Genomic DNA, 19,835 nt, shown 5'->3' on the forward strand with positions numbered 1-19,835 from the left:
CGTTTGCGCGAAGTCTTTCCAGAATGCCCCTTGCCGTCGCCTCGTTTGCTCTTGGCCCACCGCGATGATCGAGCAACAGCTTCAATCGCGACTTTTCAAACCCTTCTGGCGCTTGACGGAAATGTGAGGAAATGTAATTATGCTATAGCATTGATGTAAGATTGGCTCCCACGATGTAAGACGTCTGGGAGCCTTTTTCTTGCACAAACGCCCGTAGCCGTTGCGGCGGTTAGCAGTTTCGTCCTCGTCCTCGTCATCGTCCTCTAGACTAGCTAGGAGAGGCGTTTGAGAAGGCGGTAGATCTCCTCGCTAAAAACAGCAACAAGTTTTGAGGCGAAGCGCTATTCGCATTCCAACGAGCGCCTGCGGTTAAGTCGGGAGTGTCAGGAATTCTGTGCGGTGGGCCGGTTTCATCAGTTGAAGAACCGCTCGCCGAAGATGACGGCGAACTGTGTCTTTGCCTCGATCCACTCCCTCGGCGCGCGCTTCCACTGCTCGGCCGCATTGTTGAGGACCAGATATAACAGCTTCATCGCGGCTTCGTCACCCGGGAAATGGCCGCGCGAGCGCACTGCCCGACGAAGTTTCGAGTTCAACGCCTCGATGGCGTTCGTCGTGTAGATGATGCGGCGGACGCCCTCTGGGAAGGCGAAGAAGGGAACAACGTGTTCCCAATTGCGCCGCCAGCTTTGAGAGATGGCAGGGTATTTCTGGCCCCAATACCCTTCCTCGAAAGCCTCCAGCGCCTTCATTCCAGCCTCGGCATCTCGAGCACGATAGATGGCTCTCAACGCCGGTACGACGGGTTTGCGATCCTTGTAGGACACGAACTCCAGAGAATGCCGGATCAGGTGGACGATGCAGGTCTGGACGATCGTCTGAGGGAAGACGGCCGTAATGGCTTCGGGAAAGCCCTTCAGGCCATCGACCACGGCGATCAGGATGTCCTGGCAGCCACGGCTTTTCAGCTCATTCATCACGCGCAACCAGAACTTTGCCCCTTCGGTCTGCTCGATCCAGAGCCCGAGGATTTCCTTTGTGCCGTCCGCCAGAACTGCGAGCGCGACATAAACGGCCTTGTTGCGAACGAAGCCTTCGTCCCGGATCTTGACCCGGATGGCATCGAAGAACACGAGGGGATAGCACAGCTCGAGCGGGCGGTTTTGCCACTCGCCAACGGCCTCCAGAACCTGGTCGGTCACCGCCGAGATCAGGTCCGGCGACACGTCGATACCGTAGATTTCTTCGAGGTGGCCCTGGATTTCCCGCACCGTCATGCCGCGCGCGTACATGGAAATGATCTTATCATCGAAATCGGGAAAGCGGCGCTGATATTTGGCGATCAGCTGCGGGTCGAACGTACCGGCCCGGTCGCGCGGGATGGTCAACGTCATCTTCGAGGTACCGGTCAGCACCGTCTTTTTCGAAGATCCATTCCGCCGATTGCCCGACGGTCCTTCGCTGCGATCGACGGCGAGATGTTCATCAAGCTCGGCGTTGAGAATACGCTCCGACAGTGCCTTCTTCAGGTCATCCAGCAAGCCGTCCTTGCCGAAAACATCGGATGGATCACGACCAGCAAGAAGTTGGTCCAGAAGTTCTTTTTCGATAGCCATGTGATGATTCGCTCCTTTTCATCATCATGGCCCACCGCACAGAATTCCTGACACTCCCGTTAAGTCTCCGGCGGCCATTGTTGCGCGCCATGCAGTACGCGCACAAGCTCCACATCATCGCCGACTATGTAGACGATGATATATGCCGTACCAGTGACGACCAGTTCTCTGGTTCCCGGCATTCGTCCAGTTCTGCCAGAGCGCGGAAAATCGCAAAGCCGCTCAACCTGGCTTTCGATGTCATCCCACATGTCCAGCGCCGCTGCAGGATTGTTTTCGGCGATACGCTCTACAATACGATCAAGATCAGCAGCATAGGAGTCACGCCTGACAAGGCGCATGCGTTTAGAGCGTCGGGCGGAGATTATGCAACGCACCCTGCGGCCTTGAAATAGTTCCAACATTCCTGATGGGTGAAGAGACCGCAGACCTTTCCGAGAGCTTTCCAAAGATCGTCATAGGTTCGTGCCTTTGCCTTGCGCATCAGGGCCTTGAGCTTGGAGAATGCCTTTTCGATCGGATTGAGGTCGGGCGAATAGCGCGGCAGGAACAACACCCACGCTGCGCGCGCCTTGATGGCCTCGAGGGCCTTTTGGTTCTTATGGACGTTGAGGTTATCCCAAACGACGACATCGCCCCGCTCGAGCGTCGGCGCCAACTGCGTACGCACATAGGTTTCGAAGGCATCGCCATTCATGGCGCCCTGGATGACAAAGGGGGCGACAAGTTCATGGCAGCGCAGACCGGCGATGAAGGTCTGGGTATTCCAGAGCCCGGCCGGCGCATCGGCGGCAAGCCGTGTTCCCTTCATGCTGCGTCCCCTGATTGGCGTCATGTTGGTCTTGATCGAGGTCTCGTCGACGAAGATAAGCCGAGATGGCTGGGCGCGCATGGCCGGTTGACGCTGGCGCTGCCAGTCATCGCGCTCCCGCTTGATATCGGCGCGTGCGCGTTCCGTTGCCATCAGGGCTTTTTTTATATGTGAACCCGGCTTTGCACAGCAGTTTCGACAGGTTCGACGGGTCCACTGAAACACCCTCACGCGCAAGCAGCCAGGCTGCAAGATCGGGCATGGTGATATCGGGCTGTTCCTCCACCTTCGCGATGATGACCGCTCGAAGAGGTCCAAGCTTGCCGCCGCCCGGCGCAGGGCCACGTCGGGATGGTTCCAACGAACCAGTCTGTTCCAGGCGCTGCTGATAGCGCACTGCTGTTGCCGCAGACACCTCAAACTGCGCCGCAGCCTCACGGCGCGATTTACCTTGCGATATCGCACCCGTCACACGTTCGCGAAGATCAAGAGAATAAGCTCGTGTCATCAAATCGGTGCTCCCGACCATATCGAATCACGAAAACCTGCCCAAGGGAACACTCGATTCCAACATCGCGCCCGACGCTCTAGAGGCCCGAACAGCGGCGACCGCTTATCTTTCTCTATAGATGGGTCGTGCGGCAGAACGGAACAGAAAAGTGTCACAAGGAGCCGTTCGGCTCTAGACTAATCTTACTGCGTAACAGTAAGACTAGTAGCTCTGCACAGAGGTTATGATTCTTTGGCCGTTGGTTTTGGGTAGGCTTTGGCCAGCTTGACGCGGGCCTTCTCGGTAGAGAACATCCATTTGATGCGGGCACCACTGGCGTTGCGTCGGCGTTCCCAGGCTGCAACCTCGTCGACGAGGCGGTCGCGGCTTTCGATGCGGCGGTTGAGGCATTGGCCGCGCAGGACGCCGATTTCGATCTCGACCATGTTAAGCCAGCTGGCGTGCTTGGGCGTGTAGTGGAATTCCAGCCTTCTGAGGCTTCGGCGCGCCTCATCCGGCGGCAGGGCCTGGTAGAGCGCAGCGGGTGTGTGGGTCGACAGATTGTCGAGCACCACGCGGATGCAGGCGGCCTCGGGATAATGGACATCGACGAGATCGCGCATGCAGTGGGCGAAGTCCTCGGCCGTACGCCGTTCGGTGACTTTCACCTTGCGCCAGGATCGGTGCGCGTCGAGGAAGACGAACAGGTTGGCAGTGCCATTGCGTTTGTACTCGCAGTCGTAGCGTTGCGGCCTTCCGGGTTCGGCCGGGATCGGCTGGCGCACCTCGCCGATGAGCTGGGTCGGGCTTTCGTCGAAGCACACCACCGGCCGCTGCGGGTCGGACGCTTCGGCATAGAGGTCGAGCACATCCTCCATGCGCGCGACATACTCGGCATCGATCTTGGGAATGCACCACATGTCCTTGCGCCATGGCTTGACATCATTCTCGGCCAGGCGCCGGCGCACCGTCTCGCGCGACAGCTGTTCGTGCTCGGTCAGCTTGACGAACGCGTCGGCCAGCAGCTCCAGCGTCCAGCGGGCGCAGCCCGGCGGCGGGCTGGAGCAGGCGGTGGCCACCAGCAGGGCTTCCTCCTTGCCGGTCAGCTTGCGTTGCGCGCCCGGGCGCGGCTCCTCGCCAAGCGCCGCCTCCAGGCCCATCTCCACGAAGCGACGCTTGGTGCGGTAGACTGTGGAACCGCCGACCGCCACCGTTGCGGCGATGGTCTCGTCGCTGAGCCCCGCCTCGGCGGCGAGCAGGATCTGCGCCCGCTTGAGCTTGCGCGCCGGGTGCTTGCCGCCGCGCAGCATGCTCAAGAGTTCGTCGCGTTCGGGTTGGTCGAGGTCGACACGATGGCGTACATTCATCCGGAAAGCCTCCTTCAATTGCGGAGGTTCCGGATGAATCGAAAAATGAATCAATTACTTGACGGGCAGCCGGCAGCGCCACCCCACTTCACCGAAAAGCAGGGCCAGTACCTCGCCTTCATCTGGGCCTATAGCCAAATCAACGAACGGCCGCCGGCCGAGCGTGACCTGCAACGCTATTTCGGCGTCACCCCACCATCCGTCCACCAAATGGTGCTCTCCCTCGAGCGGGCCGGATTAATCCGAAGGAAACCCGGCGTCGCCCGCAGCATCGAACTGCTCGTCAGCCACAACTGCCTACCCACGCTCGGAATGGCGGAAGCCTTCGTCAAAACCTTCAAGCGCGACTACGTCTCGGTTAATCCCATTCCGGACGCCGAAACCGTCATCGCCCAACTGCCCCTATGGTTCGAGCATTACAACACGCTTAACCCGCACAAGGCATTGGGATATCGATCAACCGCGCGAGTTCTTAAACCGTCAAACAGAAACCTGATCCTGTCCGGTTTTTATGGGGCAACTCCACTGCGGTCTCTTAAGTCCAGGACTGCAGTTCGTACTGACACTCAAGCCCGCATAGAGTTCGAGGTTACGCACCCGTTCCATCCGTGGCGCGGACAGCGCTTCGTGCTGTCGACACGCAAACAGAACTGGGGCGAAGACCGCGTCATGTTCTACGACGCCCAAGGACGGTTGCGTTCGCTTCCGGCCTCGTGGACCGATGTCAATGAGGCCGACTTGTTCAGTCAGGTTGCTGCAGGTCGGTCCTTCTCCCGCCCAGACGATCTGTCGGCGCTGGCGTCGTTGATTGATCACATTAAGCGCCGCCAGGAAGAATGACGAAGCGTCAAGTAAATTACGCCGCATATGTAAGCCTAATTATGCCGAGACGCGATGTCATTGATCGTCCTAGCAATAGGTAAGGCTCGATGTTACATGGGTTTCGGCGGTATTTGAGATATAATTTGATTGACGTGTGAGCAAAGTGCGGCATAATGTGCATTACACAGGGAGGCTCCCATGACCAAAGAAAGCAAGCCCGATCGCCTGCGCCAGATGGGCGCTCTGAACCCCAAGCCCGAGGGCGTCCGCGCCCCCTGGTTCCGGGAAGCAGGTTTCTTTGATCCACTCGATCTCGTGCAAGTGAAGTATGAGATGCTTCGGCACGCCCGCGAAGACGGCACCAACAAAGCGGATGCGGTCGCGCTTTTCGGGCTGTCTCGGCAGACCTACTATCAAGCGGAGGCCGCGTTCGAGCGCGATGGCATGTCCGGCCTCTTGCCGCGCACCCGCGGGCCGAAGTCAGCCCACAAGCTTACTGGCGAGGTGATGCGTCTCGTCGAGGAGCATCTCGATGCGAACGGCCAACTGCAGGCCCGTTCTCTGGCGGACCTAGTGCATGCGAGACTGGGCATCAGCGTCCATCCTCGCAGCATCGAACGCGCGGTGGCGCGTAAAAAAAAACGATGAAGAGCCGACGCACGCAATCGCCATGTCGGAGAACGGCAAGGATGTTTACGAAGCGCTCCGCGCCGATGTTATTTGCGGTACGGCTTGCGCGAGGCGCATGGGCGCCATCGTCTTCCACGGACTGTGGCGCGGCCTGGCAGTACTGATCGCACCACATCAATCCGCGATAGCGCGACAGCAGTCGACGCCTCGGCTCAAGACAACTTCACTGGTCGCGCACGATCGCCAGCTCGTGCACATGCTCGCCAATATGGTGCTGGCAGCAGAGACAGGAGGAAGCCATGTCTACTGATAATGCCATGAAGATTAGCGCCGATCACCTGCGGCGCGATGCGTTTCTCTACGTCCGCCAGTCCTCCCTTCGTCAGGTGTTTGAGAACACCGAGAGCACGAAGCGGCAATATGCACTGCGGGACCGCGCGGTGGCGCTGGGTTGGCCGATTGAGCGTGTCCACGTCATCGACAACGACCTCGGCCTTTCCGGTGCACAGTCGCAGGACCGCGACGGATTTCAGCGCTTGGTGAGCGAGGTCGCGATGGGGCACGCAGGGATCGTGCTGGGGCTGGAAGTGTCTCGCCTGGCTCGCAACAATGCGGACTGGCATCGCCTTCTGGAACTGGCCGCCATGTCGCGCACGCTCATCATGGACGAAGATGGCGTTTACGACGCGGCGTCGTTCAACGATCGTATGCTGCTCGGCCTGAAGGGCACGATGAGCGAGGCCGAACTGCACATCCTGAAGTCTCGACTGCAAGGCGGCATTCTCAACAAGGCGCGTCGTGGCGAGCTCGAGTTGCCGTTGCCGATCGGACTGGTCTACACGCCTGATATGCGCGTGGTGCTCGATCCGGATCGCCAGATCCAGGACACGGTGCGCATGCTGTTCGATACCTTCCGGGAGGTGGGCACAGCCTGTGCGGTCGTGCGCCGCCTGCGCAGCGAGAAGATCCTGTTTCCCCGGCGTGTCCGTCGCGGCATCGGCAAGGGCGACGTGCTGTGGAGCGCGATCGACCATTCTCGCGTGATCCAGATTTTGCACAATCCACGATACGCTGGTGCTTTCGCATACGGACGCACCCGCACGGTCTATAATGCCAAGCTTAAGTCCGTACAGCAGAAGATGCCGAGGTCCGACTGGCAGGTGCTCATCCCTCAGGCCCATGAAGGCTACATCTCGTGGGACGAGTTCGAGCGCAATCAAACAAGTCTCGAACAAAATGCAGTCGGGTTTTCTCCGGGCCTGCGGGGTCGTATGCCTCGCCAGGGCAACGGCTTATTGCAAGGAAGAGTTCTGTGCGGTCGTTGCGGCGCTCGCATGCGGGTCCATTACGAACAGTTCGAGGGCAAGCTTCGTCCCTATTACATCTGCAACGAGGCCGTCGTGCGCCACGCGGGCAAGGCTTGCCAATGGGCAAGAGGACCAGCGATCGATGAAGCGGTCAGCGCGTTGCTGCTCGAAGCAATGGCACCCACGGCGATAGAGGTCGCACTTGCGGTGCAGGAGGAGATCTCACAACGTGTCGAACAAGCTGCCTCGCTGCGCGACAAGCAGTTACAGCGCGCCCGGTATGAGGCTGAACTCGCACGCCGCCGCTATCTGAAGGTCGATCCCGACAACCGCTTGGTTGCCGACGCACTCGAAGCGGACTGGAATGGCAAGCTTCGCGACCTCGATACGCTTCAGCGCGAACATGAGCGTCAGAACGAGACAGACCAGTCATTGCTGGACGGCGCTATGCAGGAACGGATCCGAGCGCTGGCCGCAGATTTTCCGCGCATCTGGAACAACGAGCGCACGAGCCCGGTCGAGCGTAAACGCATGCTTGGTCTCCTCATCGAAGACGTGACACTGCTGGTCGACGAGAAGATCAACATGCACATACGCTGGCGCGGAGGTCGCACGCAAAGCCTGGCAGTAGCTCGTCCCCGGCCCATGGCCGTGATCCGCAAGACCCCGGAAGCGGTTGTGGCACTGATCAACGAACTGCTGGAGACCGACAACGACCAGCAGATTGCCAGTCGTCTCAACGCACTCGGGCATCGTAACTGGCGCGGTGAGGCTTTTACCTTGAAGAAAGTGATGCTCGTGCGTCGTGCCTATGGGCTGAAGACCCGGTTCGAACGGTTGCGCGAGAGCGGCATGCTAGAGGAAGTGGCTCGTCGATTTGGCGTAAGCGCCACAACCATACATCAACTCGGACGTGATGGTGTTCTCAAGCGCCATCGCTACGCTACCAACCACCGCTACCTGTATGAGCCACCGGGCAACGTCCGACTCGCAAAAGGCGTCGGCGGCCGCTATGGTAGCCGCCAACCCCGGTTAATGGACGCTCAACAAATCCAACAAGGTGCATCGTGATGTCTGCTCCTTTGACTGCGGGCTGCGAATGGGTGTCGAGCAAGGCTCCATCCCGATATCCAGCAGCAGCGATTTCGTGTCCTTCGCAATGAAGCACGAGCCATTGTCAGTCAGCCATTCGATGGGCTTTGGAAGGGCGTTGATGCGACCGAAGCGGTTCTCGACGGCGGTGATGACAAGGTCCTGAACGTCCGCGCTCTTGATGCCTTCAGTGGTGGCGACGTGGGCAATGGCCTCGCGGTCACAGCAGTCGAGGGCAAAGGCAACGCGCACCTTCTCTCTGTTGTCGCAGCCAATTTCGAATCCGTCCGAACACCAACGTAGGTTCGACTGCTCCACAGCGACGCGGCCGTCGTGGCGACGGGTATCACTCGCACCGGTATGGCGCTGAAGGAGCAGGCCGTGCACCTTCATCACCCGATAGACGCGTTTGACGTTTGGCCGGGAACGGCCATCGTTGCTGGCGTTTCGGCGCAGAATGGCGTGAACCCGGCGATAGCCGTAGGTCGGCATATCGGCGATGATCGTTTTGATCTCATCCACCAGGCCCTGATCAGCAAGCGGCGGTCGCCCACGGGCTTTGGAAGGGATTTGCTTCACGCGCTCTGCAATGTTTGATCGGGCGACACCCAAAGTCTCGCACACCGCCGTCATCGCGAACTGCCCTTCGGCAATGACAGCGAGCGCAACAGGTGTTTTTTTGGGCCGGTGGCGATCTCAAGCGCTTCCTTGAGGATTTCGCCTTCCATCGTCTTCTTGCCCAACAGGCGCTGCAGTTCCTTGACCTGGTTCTGAAGGGCTCGATATTCGGATGCCGGAACGACGTCTTCCTGGGATGCGGTTGCGGTGAAGGCTCCCTGCGCTGCAAGCTTGCGCCAATTGAACAACTGGTTCGGCTGGATGCCGTGACGCCGCGCGACGATGCTGACCGTCGCATCCCCTTCATACGTCTCCTGAACGATGGCGAGCTTCTACCGTCGACCAGCGACGGCGGCGCTCAGGGCCGGACAGCACTTCTATCTTCGGGTTGTGACTACTCATAATGGGGACATTACTCCTCACACTTAACAAGTGGGAGATCAGAGGTGGCTCGGGAAAATTGGACAGGTCGTTAAGTGGAATTTCTGGCTGAGAGCGGCGAGAGTGCCGTAACAGGAGAATCACTTGAGCAGACGACCCCGCCGAAACCACAGCGCAGCCTTCAAGGCGCGTGTAGCCCTTGCTGCGATCCAGGGGGAGAAGACGTTATCGGAGCTTGCGCAACAATACGACGTTCACGCCAACCAGATCACGACGTGGCGAGATCAGGCGCTTACGTTTCGGCCGTCTGGCCCGGAGCTGGTCGGCAACATGCCGCCAGGTCTGCACGGCATTGTCATGGTCGGGCTGGATGAAGGCCTGCCGGATCGCGGCAGCGACCATGGTGTGCTGGCCCTTGGGCACATAGGCGAGCGCATTGCGCATCGCATGAACGCGGCACCTCTGCTATGTCGCGCTGAGGATGCGGGTGATGGCAGCCTTCAGTCCCTCATGAGCATCGGAGATGACGAGCTTGACACCGGTGAGGCCCCGGCGCACCAGATCGCGCAGGAAGCTCGTCGAGAACGGCTCGGCTTCGGAAGGACCGATGTGCAGTCCGACGATTTCCCTTTTCCCGTCCGTATTGACCGCCACCGCGATTATTGCCGCCACCGACACGATACGCCCGCCCTCGCGCACCTTCAGATAGGTCGGATGTGAAAACCAAAATGCAACTGTAATGCTAGACGTGTTTCGCGCGCGTGGCGTATTGATCGCTATTTATCAATCTGGCTAAAAATGCCGGTCTAAAGGGGCGGGCAGATTGCTGTTGGGCGCAGCGCTGTTCGACAAGCTCATCTGAAAACGACGCCGCTGATGGCCGCGAGGTGAGCAGCTTGCAACCTCAACTGCGTGACCCGGATTATGGTTGGCGTTAAGCACCAAACGATGGAGCGGAAAGTCATTACTATCTATGTTGGCAATTCACGCCGTGAGATGCAACCCTCTCTTCAATCACCCGAAGCAGAAGCCCTGCGCAGAGGGCGGGCTAGTCTTAGTCTAAGGCTCACGCCTGCAATCAATAGCGGTACCGCTGCGGTGCATGTCAGAAAAATGCATAGGGGAGGATCATGGCTCACTCGAAAGATTTGACCAAGGCGCAGACAGATACGCCGTTCCCGCAAAGTAGCTCTGCCTTGCAAACCGCGCAGAGCGCTGATTTTCGCATCCAAAGGACGGCGGAGCGCCTGTGGGAGATCTTTGCCTTGTCCGAGCGGGCAAGCTCGTGGCTACGGGCAAATTACCAAATTAGTTCCCTCACGGGAGATAGCGTCGTCAGAACAGATCTCGTCGGGGCGAACGGGTTCATGAGAACAGCGCTGGGAGAAGGGTACTCCATAGCGTATGTCGGGCCACATAGTGTGAATCTTTTCTAGGGCCCGTTAACACTAAAGAAAGGTTAAGTTGGCCATGAAGTTTGGATGGAACTGACTGATTCGCAATACGCGCTGAGCTATGGTCGGAAATGGGTGACGAGGGCGATCAGGCGGCGCGATGGTCTGGGGTCGTCGAGTCGGCGACACCGTCGGTAAATTTGACGCGGGCGATGACCTTTGGCAACTGATTTTCGCCCTTCAGCCGGCGCCAGGTTTTGGCGGCGCTGATGACGAGCTTGAAGACCATGAGCCGCGCCGTATTGTGCGACAGGCCTCCCTTGGTTCGCACCGTGCGGTGCCTGACGGTGGCGAAGACGCTTTCGATCGGGTTCGAGGTGCGCAGATGGTCCCAGTGTTCGGCTGGGAAGTCGAAGAAGGTCAGCAATGCCTGGCGGTCCTTCGTCAGGCAGTCGACGGCCTTGGGATATTTGGCCTTGTATTTGTCGATGAAGACGGCGATCGCCGCCTCGGCGGTTGCCCGATCGGGCGCGTCGCGGATCTCCCTGAGATCGGCCTTCATGTTCGGCTGCACTGACTTCGGCACCTTGTTGAGGATGTTGAGGAGCTTGTGCTGCCAGCACCGTTGATGGCGGGTCGAAGGCAAGAGCTCCTCGAGCGCCTTCCAGAAGCCGAGCGCGCCGTCGCCCACGGCAATTTCTGGCGCAATCGAAAGCCCGCGAGCCTTCAGCCCGACGAGCAGCTCGCGCCAGCTCTGGGTGCTTTCGCGCACGCCGACGCGACGTTTGCGGCCTTCGCCGAGCATTACGACACAACGGTCCTGCCTGCTCGTCCAAAACGGCCAAAGGACAAGGAGCAGACATCACGATGCACCTTGTTGGATTTGTTGAGCGTCCATTAACCGGGGTTGGCGGCTACCATAGCGGCCGCCGACGCCTTTTGCGAGTCTGACGTTGCCCGGTGGCTCATACAGGTAGCGGTGGTTGGTAGCGTAGCGATGGCGCTTGAGAACACCATCACGTCCGAGTTGATGTATGGTTGTGGCGCTTACGCCAAATCGACGAGCCACTTCCTCTAGCATGCCGCTCTCGCGCAACCGTTCGAACCGGGTCTTCAGCCCATAGGCACGACGCACGAGCATCACTTTCTTCAAGGTAAAAGCCTCACCGCGCCAGTTACGATGCCCGAGTGCGTTGAGACGACTGGCAATCTGCTGGTCGTTGTCGGTCTCCAGCAGTTCGTTGATCAGTGCCACAACCGCTTCCGGGGTCTTGCGGATCACGGCCATGGGCCGGGGACGAGCTACTGCCAGGCTTTGCGTGCGACCTCCGCGCCAGCGTATGTGCATGTTGATCTTCTCGTCGACCAGCAGTGTCACGTCTTCGATGAGGAGACCAAGCATGCGTTTACGCTCGACCGGGCTCGTGCGCTCGTTGTTCCAGATGCGCGGAAAATCTGCGGCCAGCGCTCGGATCCGTTCCTGCATAGCGCCGTCCAGCAATGACTGGTCTGTCTCGTTCTGACGCTCATGTTCGCGCTGAAGCGTATCGAGGTCGCGAAGCTTGCCATTCCAGTCCGCTTCGAGTGCGTCGGCAACCAAGCGGTTGTCGGGATCGACCTTCAGATAGCGTCGGCGTGCGAGTTCAGCCTCATACCGGGCGCGCTGTAACTGCTTGTCGCGCAGCGAGGCGGCTTGTTCGACACGTTGCGAGATCTCCTCCTGCACCGCAAGTGCGACCTCTATCGCCGTGGGTGCCATTGCTTCGAGCAGCAACGCGCTGATCGCTTCATCGATCGCTGGTCCTCTTGCCCATTGGCAAGCCTTGCCCGCGTGGCGCACGACGGCCTCGTTGCAGATGTAATAGGGACGAAGCTTGCCCTCGAACTGTTCATAATGGACCCGCATGCGGGCGCCGCAACGACCGCACAAAACTCTTCCTTGCAATAAGCCGTTGCCCTGGCGAGGCATACGACCCCGCAGGCCCGGAGAAAAACCGACTGCATTTTGTTCGAGACTTGTTTGATTGCGCTCGAACTCGTCCCACGAGATGTAGCCTTCATGGGCCTGAGGGATGAGCACCTGCCAGTCGGACCTCGGCATCTTCTGCTGTACGGACTTAAGCTTGGCATTATAGACCGTGCGGGTGAGCTATGACGGAAACTGGGTGATGACGGTTTGATGAGGGCGGCGTATCGAGGCGGGTGACAAGCCTGCCAGAACCTCATGAAAGAGCGATACGCCATGAAGACAGATAGCACTGTTGTTTCCTTTCCGCATCCCGAGACGCTCGATGATCCCCTGACATCGGTTCTACGCGAAGGCGCGCGCCGGCTTCTGGCACAGGCCGTGGAGGCGGAAGCCGAGGCGTTTCTTGCGGCCATGGCCAGCGAACGCCTAAGCGATGGGCGGGACCGGGTGGTGCGGCACGGCCATGGGCCTGAAAGAACGATCCAGACGGGGATCGGTCCGGTTGCGGTGCGCCGCGTCAAGCTGCGCGACCGGGCTTTGGAGACTTGCGGCGAGGATCGCATCACCTTCACGTCGGCGATCCTGCCGAAGTGGGCACGACGCACGAAGAGCCTCGACGCCCTGCTGCCGGTCCTTTACCTGCGCGGCATCTCGACCGGCGATTTCCAGGAGGCGCTTGCCGCGCTGCTCGGCAAGGACGCGCCGAACCTGTCACCCTCGGTGATTGGCCGGCTGAAGGAGGAGTGGCAGGCCGACTATGATCGCTGGCAACGCCGCGACCTGTCAGCCCGCCGCTACGTCTACATCTGGGCCGATGGGGTCTATCTTCAGGCACGCATGGAGGACGATGCCGCTTGCATGCTGGTCGTCATCGGCGCGACGCCGGAAGGCAAGAAGGAACTTGTCGGTTTTCAGGTCGGCGTGCGCGAAAGCACCCAGAGCTGGCGCGAGCTGCTCGTCGGGCTGAAGGCCCGCGGGCTTTCGATTGCGCCAGAAATTGCCGTGGGCGACGGCGCGCTCGGCTTCTGGAAGGCGCTGGAGGAGATATTCCCTTCGACCCGCCATCAACGGTGCTGGCAACACAAGCTCCTCAACATCCTCAACAAGGTGCCGAAGTCGGTGCAGCCGAACATGAAGGCCGATCTCAGGGAGGTCCGCGATGCCCCGGATCGGGCAACCGCCGAGGTCGCGATCGCCGTCTTCGTCGACAAATACAAGGCCAAATATCCCAAGGCCGTCAACTGCCTGACGAAGGACCACGAGGCATTGCTGACCTTCTTCGACTTCCCGGCCGAACACTGGGACCATCTGCGCACCTCGAACCCGATCGAAAGCGTCTTCGCCACCGTCAGGCACCGCACGGTGCGAACCAAGGGAGGCCTGTCCCACAACACAGCACGGCTCATGGTCTTCAAGCTCGTCATGAGCGCCGCCAAAACCTGGCGCCGGCTGAAGGGCGAAAATCAGTTGCCAAAGGTCATCGCCGGCGTCAAATTCACCGACGGTGTCGCCGAAACGACGACCCCTGACCATCGCGCCGCCTGATCGGCCTCGTCACCCATTTCCGACCATAGCTCCGTGCGGGTGCGTCCGTATGCGAAAGCACCAGCGTATCGTGGATTGTGCAAAATCTGGATCACGCGAGAATGGTCGATCGCGCTCCACAGCACGTCGCCCTTGCCGATGCCGCGACGGACACGCCGGGGAAACAGGATCTTCTCGCTGCGCAGGCGGCGCACGACCGCACAGGCTGTGCCCACCTCCCGGAAGGTATCGAACAGCATGCGCACCGTGTCCTGGATCTGGCGATCCGGATCGAGCACCACGCGCATATCAGGCGTGTAGACCAGTCCGATCGGCAACGGCAACTCGAGCTCGCCACGACGCGCCTTGTTGAGAATGCCGCCTTGCAGTCGAGACTTCAGGATGTGCAGTTCGGCCTCGCTCATCGTGCCCTTCAGGCCGAGCAGCATACGATCGTTGAACGACGCCGCGTCGTAAACGCCATCTTCGTCCATGATGAGCGTGCGCGACATGGCGGCCAGTTCCAGAAGGCGATGCCAGTCCGCATTGTTGCGAGCCAGGCGAGACACTTCCAGCCCCAGCACGATCCCTGCGTGCCCCATCGCGACCTCGCTCACCAAGCGCTGAAATCCGTCGCGGTCCTGCGACTGTGCACCGGAAAGGCCGAGGTCGTTGTCGATGACGTGGACACGCTCAATCGGCCAACCCAGCGCCACCGCGCGGTCCCGCAGTGCATATTGCCGCTTCGTGCTCTCGGTGTTCTCAAACACCTGACGAAGGGAGGACTGGCGGACGTAGAGAAACGCATCGCGCCGCAGGTGATCGGCGCTAATCTTCATGGCATTATCAGTAGACATGGCTTCCTCCTGTCTCTGCTGCCAGCACCATATTGGCGAGCATGTGCACGAGCTGGCGATCGTGCGCGACCAGTGAAGTTGTCTTGAGCCGAGGCGTCGACTGCTGTCGCGCTATCGCGGATTGATGTGGTGCGATCAGTACTGCCAGGCCGCGCCACAGTCCGTGGAAGACGATGGCGCCCATGCGCCTCGCGCAAGCCGTACCGCAAATAACATCGGCGCGGAGCGCTTCGTAAACATCCTTGCCGTTCTCCGACATGGCGATTGCGTGCGTCGGCTCTTCATCGTTTTTTTTTACGCGCCACCGCGCGTTCGATGCTGCGAGGATGGACGCTGATGCCCAGTCTCGCATGCACTAGGTCCGCCAGAGAACGGGCCTGCAGTTGGCCGTTCGCATCGAGATGCTCCTCGACGAGACGCATCACCTCGCCAGTAAGCTTGTGGGCTGACTTCGGCCCGCGGGTGCGCGGCAAGAGGCCGGACATGCCATCGCGCTCGAACGCGGCCTCCGCTTGATAGTAGGTCTGCCGAGACAGCCCGAAAAGCGCTGCCGCATCCGCTTTGTTGGTGCCGTCTTCGCGGGCGTGCCGAAGCATCTCATACTTCACTTGCACGAGATCGAGTGGATCAAAGAAACCTGCTTCCCGGAACCAGGGGGCGCGGACGCCCTCGGGCTTGGGGTTCAGAGCGCCCATCTGGCGCAGGCGATCGGGCTTGCTTTCTTTGGTCATGGGAGCCTCCCTGTGTAATGCACATTATGCCGCACTTTGCTCACACGTCAATCAAATTATATCTCAAATACCGCCGAAACCCATGTAACATCGAGCCTTACCTATTGCTTGGACGATCAATGACATCGCGTCTCGGCATAATTAGGCTTACATATGCGGCGTAATTTACTTGACGCTTCGTCATTCTTCCTGGCGGCGCTTAATGTGATCAATCAACGACGCCAGCGCCGACAGATCGTCTGGGCGGGAGAAGGACCGACCTGCAGCAACCTGACTGAACAAGTCGGCCTCATTGACATCGGTCCACGAGGCCGGAAGCGAACGCAACCGTCCTTAGGCGTCGTAGAACATGACGCGGTCTTCGCCCCAGTTCTGTTTGCGTGTCGACAGCACGAAGCGCTGTCCGCGCCACGGATGGAACGGGTGCGTAACCTCGAACTCTATGCGGGCTTGAGTGTCAGTACGAACTGCAGTCCTGGACTTGAAAGAAGGCAAAGGTGGAAGGCAGCGTTCTCATCGTCGAGCGCTGGATCCTGGCGCGGCTGCGCAACGAGCACTTCTTCAGCCTTGCCGACCTCAACATCCGGATCAGCCAGCTTCTCGACGATCTCAACAATCGGCCGATGCGCCGCATCGGCAAGTCCCGGCGTCAGCTCTTCGAGGAAATCGAACGTGCGGCACTTGCGCCGCTTCCGGCAACCGCCTTCGAATATGCCGAATGGAAATCGGCGAAGGTCCATCCCGACTACCATGTCGAGGTCGATAAGGCCTTCTACTCTGTGCCGCATCGCCTGATCGGCCGGCAGGTCGAGGTTCGCTTGACCTCCCGGATCGTCGAAGTCTTCCACGATCACAAGCGTGTCGCCAGCCACCGCCGCACCTCGCAGCGCGCCGGGCACGTCACCGTCAGCGAGCACATGCCGAAGACGCATCAGCACTATGCCAACACCACGCCGGCGAGCCTGATCAAGCAGGCCGCGAAGGTCGGCGGCAATACGGCGATTCTGGTCGAGCGGCTGATGCGCGACAGGCCGCATCCGCAACAGGGATACCGCGCCGCGCAGGGCGTTCTGTCACTCTCGCGTCGCTACGGCCCCGAGCGTCTCGAGGCGGCATCAGCTCGATTTTGATTCTGCCCCCAGGCGAGGGCGTCGAACGGTCCGTAGCTGGACTTGCGGTTGATACGCCAGAGCTTGACGGCGCCGATATCAGCCAGGCGGGGGCTGAACTGGTAGCCGAGAAGCCAGAACAAGCCAAAAATGGCATCGGAGTAAGCGGCGGTATCGGTCATGATCTCCAGCGGCTCCAGTTCTGTTTCCTGCTCGAGCAGGAGAGCCAGGACGACCAGGCTGTCGCGCAGGGTCCCGGGGATGACAGCCCCGCCCAGGCCGCTGAACTGGTTGGAGATCATGTTGTACCAGGGGACGCCGCGTTCCTGGCCGTAGTATTTGGGGTTGGGTCCGGCGTGTATGGCGCTCGCGGGAGCGACAAACCTCATGCCGTCCGCGCTAGCCACCTCGCCAGCGCCCCAGTGACGAACGATGTCGAGCCGGCTGTGCGCGGCAACGATTGCAGCATTGGCTGCGGCTATGGTCTCGGGTCTAATGAAGTTCTGGTCGATCCAGGAAAGCCGGTCGCGTCGAAGAGCGGGCAACTCCGCGCGGACAACCGGCTCGAGGCCGATGTTGCAGGCGCTGGCAACCAGGACGGCGCACAGGCTCGTTTCGAAATGCTCGACGGTGGACTGGCGTTCGCTCAAATGGGTGAACGACTTGGCAAACCCGGTTCGGGCCATGACTTCAAGAAAGATATCGGGCATCCCGGCCTTCGGCATCCGCGTCTGGGCGGCGGTGCGAAGTACGCGCAGGCTCTCGGGTTCCTCAAGCCTGTCGAGAGGCGTGACGACAATCTCGGTCTTGCCAGCGGTTGTTTCGAAGCGCAGGTCGGAGTTGTCGGCGCTGCGAGCAGCAACTTGCCGATAGGCTTCGTCGAGAAGGCGGGCGAGACCATCGATTTCGGTGTCGGCCTCCAGAGAGCGGCCGAGCGCGCGGGCGACCATCAGCCTGGAGTTTTGCCAGGCCTCACCCTCGAGCATTCCTCTGCGCGGGTCCCCGTATCATGCCGGGCATAACGAAAACATCGCGCCGCTTGATAGCGAGACGCCATGCCTCGATGATCGCGAAAACATAGGCTTTCGGGTCCTTCACCCTGCCATCCTGGTCCAGGGCATGCTGCCTCCATGCCTTCGGGATCGCGGCCGTCGGCGCCCCGCGCATCTTGGCAACAGACGACCAGTCGTCCACAGCCCGCAGGTAGCCGATTGCAGCCTTGACGCCCTTGCCGCCAGGGGAGGCTCCGGTCTCAATGCGGATGGCGATCTCGGAAAACAATCGCCGGGCACGGCGCCAACGGGACCGCAATTCGTCGTAGGGCTTGGTCTCGGCAGGCTTGGCGATCGCGTTCACCTTGAACATGGCCTCCTCGATGTTGGAAAGGGGCAGCCGCTCGAAGAGCGCCTCTCGCCATTGATTGAGAGGCAAGGCGTCGTTGGTCAGAACCAACAGGCCCAGCTCGCGAAGCAGGAGTGCCGCGTCATCGAGGTCGCGCAGGCTGCGCAGTCGAGCCTGTTTGTTGGCAGCTTCGGCATCTTTGACCATGTCGGCCAACAGAGCCTCGGCCAGCTCGGCGGCATCGTCTTGGGCGGCCGCTTCAAGCGTATGGAAGAGTTCGACGAGGCTCCTGCAGGGCGGCAATGGCAGAGGGCTTTCCGACGCGCGCTACCCGCGCGAGCCGCTCAAGGGTTGCGGCGGGAACGCCTCGTGGTGGCACCGGCCGCAGATCGAACGCCCGGACTGCGTCGAGCCGATCGAGGTGGCGGTAGAGTTCGGTCGGCATCCGCTTCGTAGGAACGGTCCGCAGAGCATCCAGGGCGGCGAACGTGGAGGTATCGCTCGCGTTGAACAGCCCAGCGATGCGCGCGCGCTGATCATCACTCAAGCCGGCGACCAGATGGCGCCAGAGCCCCGCTCTCGCCCGGTCGCGGATTCTCCCGACCAATCGTTCGACAACCGTGACGCCTGGCAGAAGCACCTTGTTGGCAATGAGCCATGCCGCGGCTCGCTCGATCAAGGGGCCGGGCCGATCATCTCCGCTCCAGCACAGAGCGTAGAGCCATCGGGTCAGCCGGAAGCGGGCCGCGGGGTTGTCGCCGAAGTCGGTGAAGCCACAATGCGCCCGGATCAGCGCCAAGTGCCGGACGCGTCGACTTCCCTCGAAATAGGCATCAATCCTTGTCGTGGGTTCAAGGCCAAGCTGCTCGACCACTGTCGACAAAACCGACGCCGGGATATCGGCCGACGAGACCGGAAACGCCCCCAGAAATCGAACACTCGTCAGCATCACGGCAAAGCCGAGCCGATTATGATCGCCTCGCAGAGACCCGATGAGGTCGTGGTCGGTTCGGTCCAAATGGAAGTACCGGGCGAGTTGATCGGCCGACGGTTCGCCGTCGAAGCGGGCAAAACTCTGGCGCTGAATGTCCGTGAGGTGGCGGGTAGGCATATCGTGCGAAGGGGGTGGGCGACCCCGGAAAGCAAGGCGAATTACTTCGCAAATCATATGCGCGAAATCGGATCTTTTTGCAGTAGATTTCGCACAGATGCCGAGGTCGCAGCATGAAGCTCGGCTATGCGCGCGTTTCTACCGATGACCAGAGCCTGGAGGTTCAGCAGGACAGACTTGCCGCTGTCGGCTGTGAACGGGTGTTTGAAGAGAAAATCTCCGGCGCCGTTCGCGGCCGCCCCGCACTCGAAAAGGTCATCGAGCACCTGCGCAAAGACGACGTTCTGGTCGTCACCCGCCTCGATCGGCTCGCCCGCTCAACCATCGAGCTCCTGCGTATCGCCGAGCGCATCATCGAAAAAGAAGCTGGATTACAATCGCTTGACGAGCCGTGGGCCGACACCACATCCCCATCTGGGGTGATGATCATGACAGTCTTCGCTGGAATTGCGCAATTCGAACGCTCCCTCATCCTGAGCCGGACCGACGAAGGCAGAAAGGCTGCCATGAAACGTGGCGTGGCTTTCGGTCGCCCGAAGAAAATGCGCCCGGATCAGGCAGAGCTGGCGCGGCAGCTGGTCAGCGAGGGCAAATCAGTCAGCGCCGTCGCCAGGACCTTCAATGTCCATCCGGCGACCATCTATCGCTGCATCGAGCCAAAATGA

15 protein-coding genes and 10 pseudogenes are annotated in these 19,835 nt (G+C 60.3%); 10 read left to right on the plus strand and 15 right to left on the minus strand.

What is annotated here, in order from left to right; all coding sequences use genetic code 11:
• Positions 1-413 precede the first annotated feature (413 nt).
• The 4 genes from OVA00_RS08805 to OVA00_RS08820 form a co-directional block, all read right to left on the minus strand.
• Complete coding sequence (locus OVA00_RS08805; RefSeq protein WP_268088633.1) at positions 414-1,616, minus strand: IS256 family transposase; 1,203 nt, start codon at positions 1,614-1,616, stop codon at positions 414-416.
• Between the two features lie 59 nt (positions 1,617-1,675).
• Entirely contained in the window at positions 1,676-1,957 is a 282-nt protein-coding gene (locus OVA00_RS08810; protein ID WP_268088634.1) for a type II toxin-antitoxin system RelE/ParE family toxin, read from the minus strand.
• 23 nt (positions 1,958-1,980) lie between these two features.
• Positions 1,981-2,935, minus strand: a protein-coding gene (locus OVA00_RS08815; protein ID WP_268088866.1) for an IS630 family transposase whose coding sequence is annotated in 2 segments (ribosomal slippage) — positions 1,981-2,583 and positions 2,585-2,935 — 954 coding nt in all. Because the reading frame shifts where the segments join, the coding sequence is not laid out codon by codon here.
• Between the two features lie 224 nt (positions 2,936-3,159).
• A complete protein-coding gene (locus OVA00_RS08820; RefSeq protein WP_268088635.1) occupies positions 3,160-4,284 on the minus strand; it encodes an IS630 family transposase in 1,125 nt (374 codons plus the stop codon).
• A gap of 45 nt (positions 4,285-4,329) precedes the next feature.
• On the opposite strand from OVA00_RS08820, the pseudogene OVA00_RS08825 reads away from it, so the two are divergent.
• The 6 genes and pseudogenes from OVA00_RS08825 to OVA00_RS08850 form a co-directional block, all read left to right on the plus strand.
• Positions 4,330-4,539, plus strand: a pseudogene (locus OVA00_RS08825) (LexA family protein); the annotation flags it as partial.
• Positions 4,540-4,593: 54 nt separating this feature from the next.
• Positions 4,594-4,780 (plus strand): annotated as a pseudogene (locus tag OVA00_RS08830) (integrase core domain-containing protein); the annotation flags it as partial.
• 80 nt (positions 4,781-4,860) lie between these two features.
• Positions 4,861-5,124, plus strand: coding sequence for a DUF5372 family protein (locus OVA00_RS08835; RefSeq protein ID WP_089046348.1), 264 nt, complete (start codon positions 4,861-4,863; stop codon positions 5,122-5,124).
• A gap of 180 nt (positions 5,125-5,304) precedes the next feature.
• Positions 5,305-5,754: a helix-turn-helix domain-containing protein gene (locus OVA00_RS08840; protein ID WP_268088636.1), complete on the plus strand. Its 450-nt coding sequence runs from the start codon at positions 5,305-5,307 to the stop codon at positions 5,752-5,754.
• 22 nt (positions 5,755-5,776) lie between these two features.
• Positions 5,777-6,046 carry a hypothetical protein gene (locus OVA00_RS08845; RefSeq protein ID WP_013850832.1) on the plus strand — a complete coding sequence of 90 codons (270 nt, stop codon included), beginning with the start codon at positions 5,777-5,779 and terminating at the stop codon, positions 6,044-6,046.
• The gene (locus tag OVA00_RS08850) at positions 6,036-8,114 is read left to right on the plus strand and encodes a recombinase family protein (RefSeq protein ID WP_268088637.1); all 2,079 of its coding nucleotides are present in this window, start codon (positions 6,036-6,038) and stop codon (positions 8,112-8,114) included. The genes OVA00_RS08845 and OVA00_RS08850 overlap by 11 nt, the downstream gene beginning before the upstream one ends.
• Positions 8,115-8,126: 12 nt before the next feature.
• Here the strand turns inward: OVA00_RS08850 and OVA00_RS08855 are convergent.
• A pseudogene (locus tag OVA00_RS08855) lies at positions 8,127-9,155 on the minus strand (IS3 family transposase); the annotation flags it as partial.
• Between the two features lie 123 nt (positions 9,156-9,278).
• On the opposite strand from OVA00_RS08855, the pseudogene OVA00_RS08860 reads away from it, so the two are divergent.
• A pseudogene (locus OVA00_RS08860) lies at positions 9,279-9,428 on the plus strand (transposase); the annotation flags it as partial.
• On the opposite strand, the pseudogene OVA00_RS08865 reads toward OVA00_RS08860, so the two are convergent.
• From OVA00_RS08865 to OVA00_RS08875, 3 pseudogenes are all read right to left on the minus strand, one after another.
• Positions 9,417-9,845, minus strand: a pseudogene (locus tag OVA00_RS08865) (transposase); the annotation flags it as partial. The pseudogenes OVA00_RS08860 and OVA00_RS08865 sit on opposite strands and share 12 nt — an antisense overlap.
• Before the next feature lie 831 nt (positions 9,846-10,676).
• Positions 10,677-11,309: pseudogene (locus OVA00_RS08870) on the minus strand (IS256 family transposase); the annotation flags it as partial.
• Between the two features lie 81 nt (positions 11,310-11,390).
• Positions 11,391-12,674, minus strand: a pseudogene (locus OVA00_RS08875) (recombinase zinc beta ribbon domain-containing protein); the annotation flags it as partial.
• A 96-nt stretch (positions 12,675-12,770) separates the two neighbouring features.
• Between OVA00_RS08875 and OVA00_RS08880 the strand changes: the two are divergent.
• Positions 12,771-14,042 carry an IS256 family transposase gene (locus OVA00_RS08880; RefSeq protein ID WP_268088859.1) on the plus strand — a complete coding sequence of 424 codons (1,272 nt, stop codon included), beginning with the start codon at positions 12,771-12,773 and terminating at the stop codon, positions 14,040-14,042.
• Between the two features lie 32 nt (positions 14,043-14,074).
• Here the strand turns inward: OVA00_RS08880 and OVA00_RS08885 are convergent.
• The 4 genes and pseudogenes from OVA00_RS08885 to OVA00_RS08900 form a co-directional block, all read right to left on the minus strand.
• Positions 14,075-14,878: pseudogene (locus OVA00_RS08885) on the minus strand (recombinase family protein); the annotation flags it as partial.
• Positions 14,868-15,137: a hypothetical protein gene (locus OVA00_RS08890; RefSeq protein WP_013850832.1), complete on the minus strand. Its 270-nt coding sequence runs from the start codon at positions 15,135-15,137 to the stop codon at positions 14,868-14,870. The gene OVA00_RS08890 and the pseudogene OVA00_RS08885, both read right to left, overlap by 11 nt.
• A gap of 22 nt (positions 15,138-15,159) precedes the next feature.
• Positions 15,160-15,609, minus strand: a complete 450-nt coding sequence (locus OVA00_RS08895) for a helix-turn-helix domain-containing protein (protein ID WP_018210163.1) — start codon at positions 15,607-15,609, stop codon at positions 15,160-15,162.
• A gap of 180 nt (positions 15,610-15,789) precedes the next feature.
• A pseudogene (locus OVA00_RS08900) lies at positions 15,790-16,053 on the minus strand (DUF5372 family protein).
• Positions 16,054-16,097: 44 nt separating this feature from the next.
• Here OVA00_RS08900 and OVA00_RS08905 point away from each other — a divergent pair.
• Positions 16,098-16,733, plus strand: a pseudogene (locus tag OVA00_RS08905) (Mu transposase domain-containing protein); the annotation flags it as partial.
• Here the strand turns inward: OVA00_RS08905 and OVA00_RS08910 are convergent.
• The 3 genes from OVA00_RS08910 to OVA00_RS39990 are packed head-to-tail and all read right to left on the minus strand — an operon-like array spanning position 16,697 to position 19,227.
• Positions 16,697-17,704, minus strand: a complete 1,008-nt coding sequence (locus tag OVA00_RS08910) for a Tn3 family transposase (protein ID WP_326494124.1) — start codon at positions 17,702-17,704, stop codon at positions 16,697-16,699. The pseudogene OVA00_RS08905 and the gene OVA00_RS08910 sit on opposite strands and share 37 nt — an antisense overlap.
• Positions 17,691-18,275 carry a hypothetical protein gene (locus tag OVA00_RS08915; protein WP_268088639.1) on the minus strand — a complete coding sequence of 195 codons (585 nt, stop codon included), beginning with the start codon at positions 18,273-18,275 and terminating at the stop codon, positions 17,691-17,693. The genes OVA00_RS08910 and OVA00_RS08915 overlap by 14 nt, the downstream gene beginning before the upstream one ends.
• 43 nt (positions 18,276-18,318) lie before the next feature.
• Positions 18,319-19,227, minus strand: a complete 909-nt coding sequence (locus OVA00_RS39990) for a DUF4158 domain-containing protein (protein WP_442780474.1) — start codon at positions 19,225-19,227, stop codon at positions 18,319-18,321.
• Positions 19,228-19,283: 56 nt separating this feature from the next.
• On the opposite strand from OVA00_RS39990, the gene OVA00_RS08925 reads away from it, so the two are divergent.
• Entirely contained in the window at positions 19,284-19,835 is a 552-nt protein-coding gene (locus OVA00_RS08925; protein WP_268088641.1) for a recombinase family protein, read from the plus strand.

It is taken from the genome of Ensifer sp. SL37, assembly GCF_026672675.1.
Taxonomy (GTDB): Bacteria; Pseudomonadota; Alphaproteobacteria; order Rhizobiales; family Rhizobiaceae; genus Ensifer; species Ensifer adhaerens.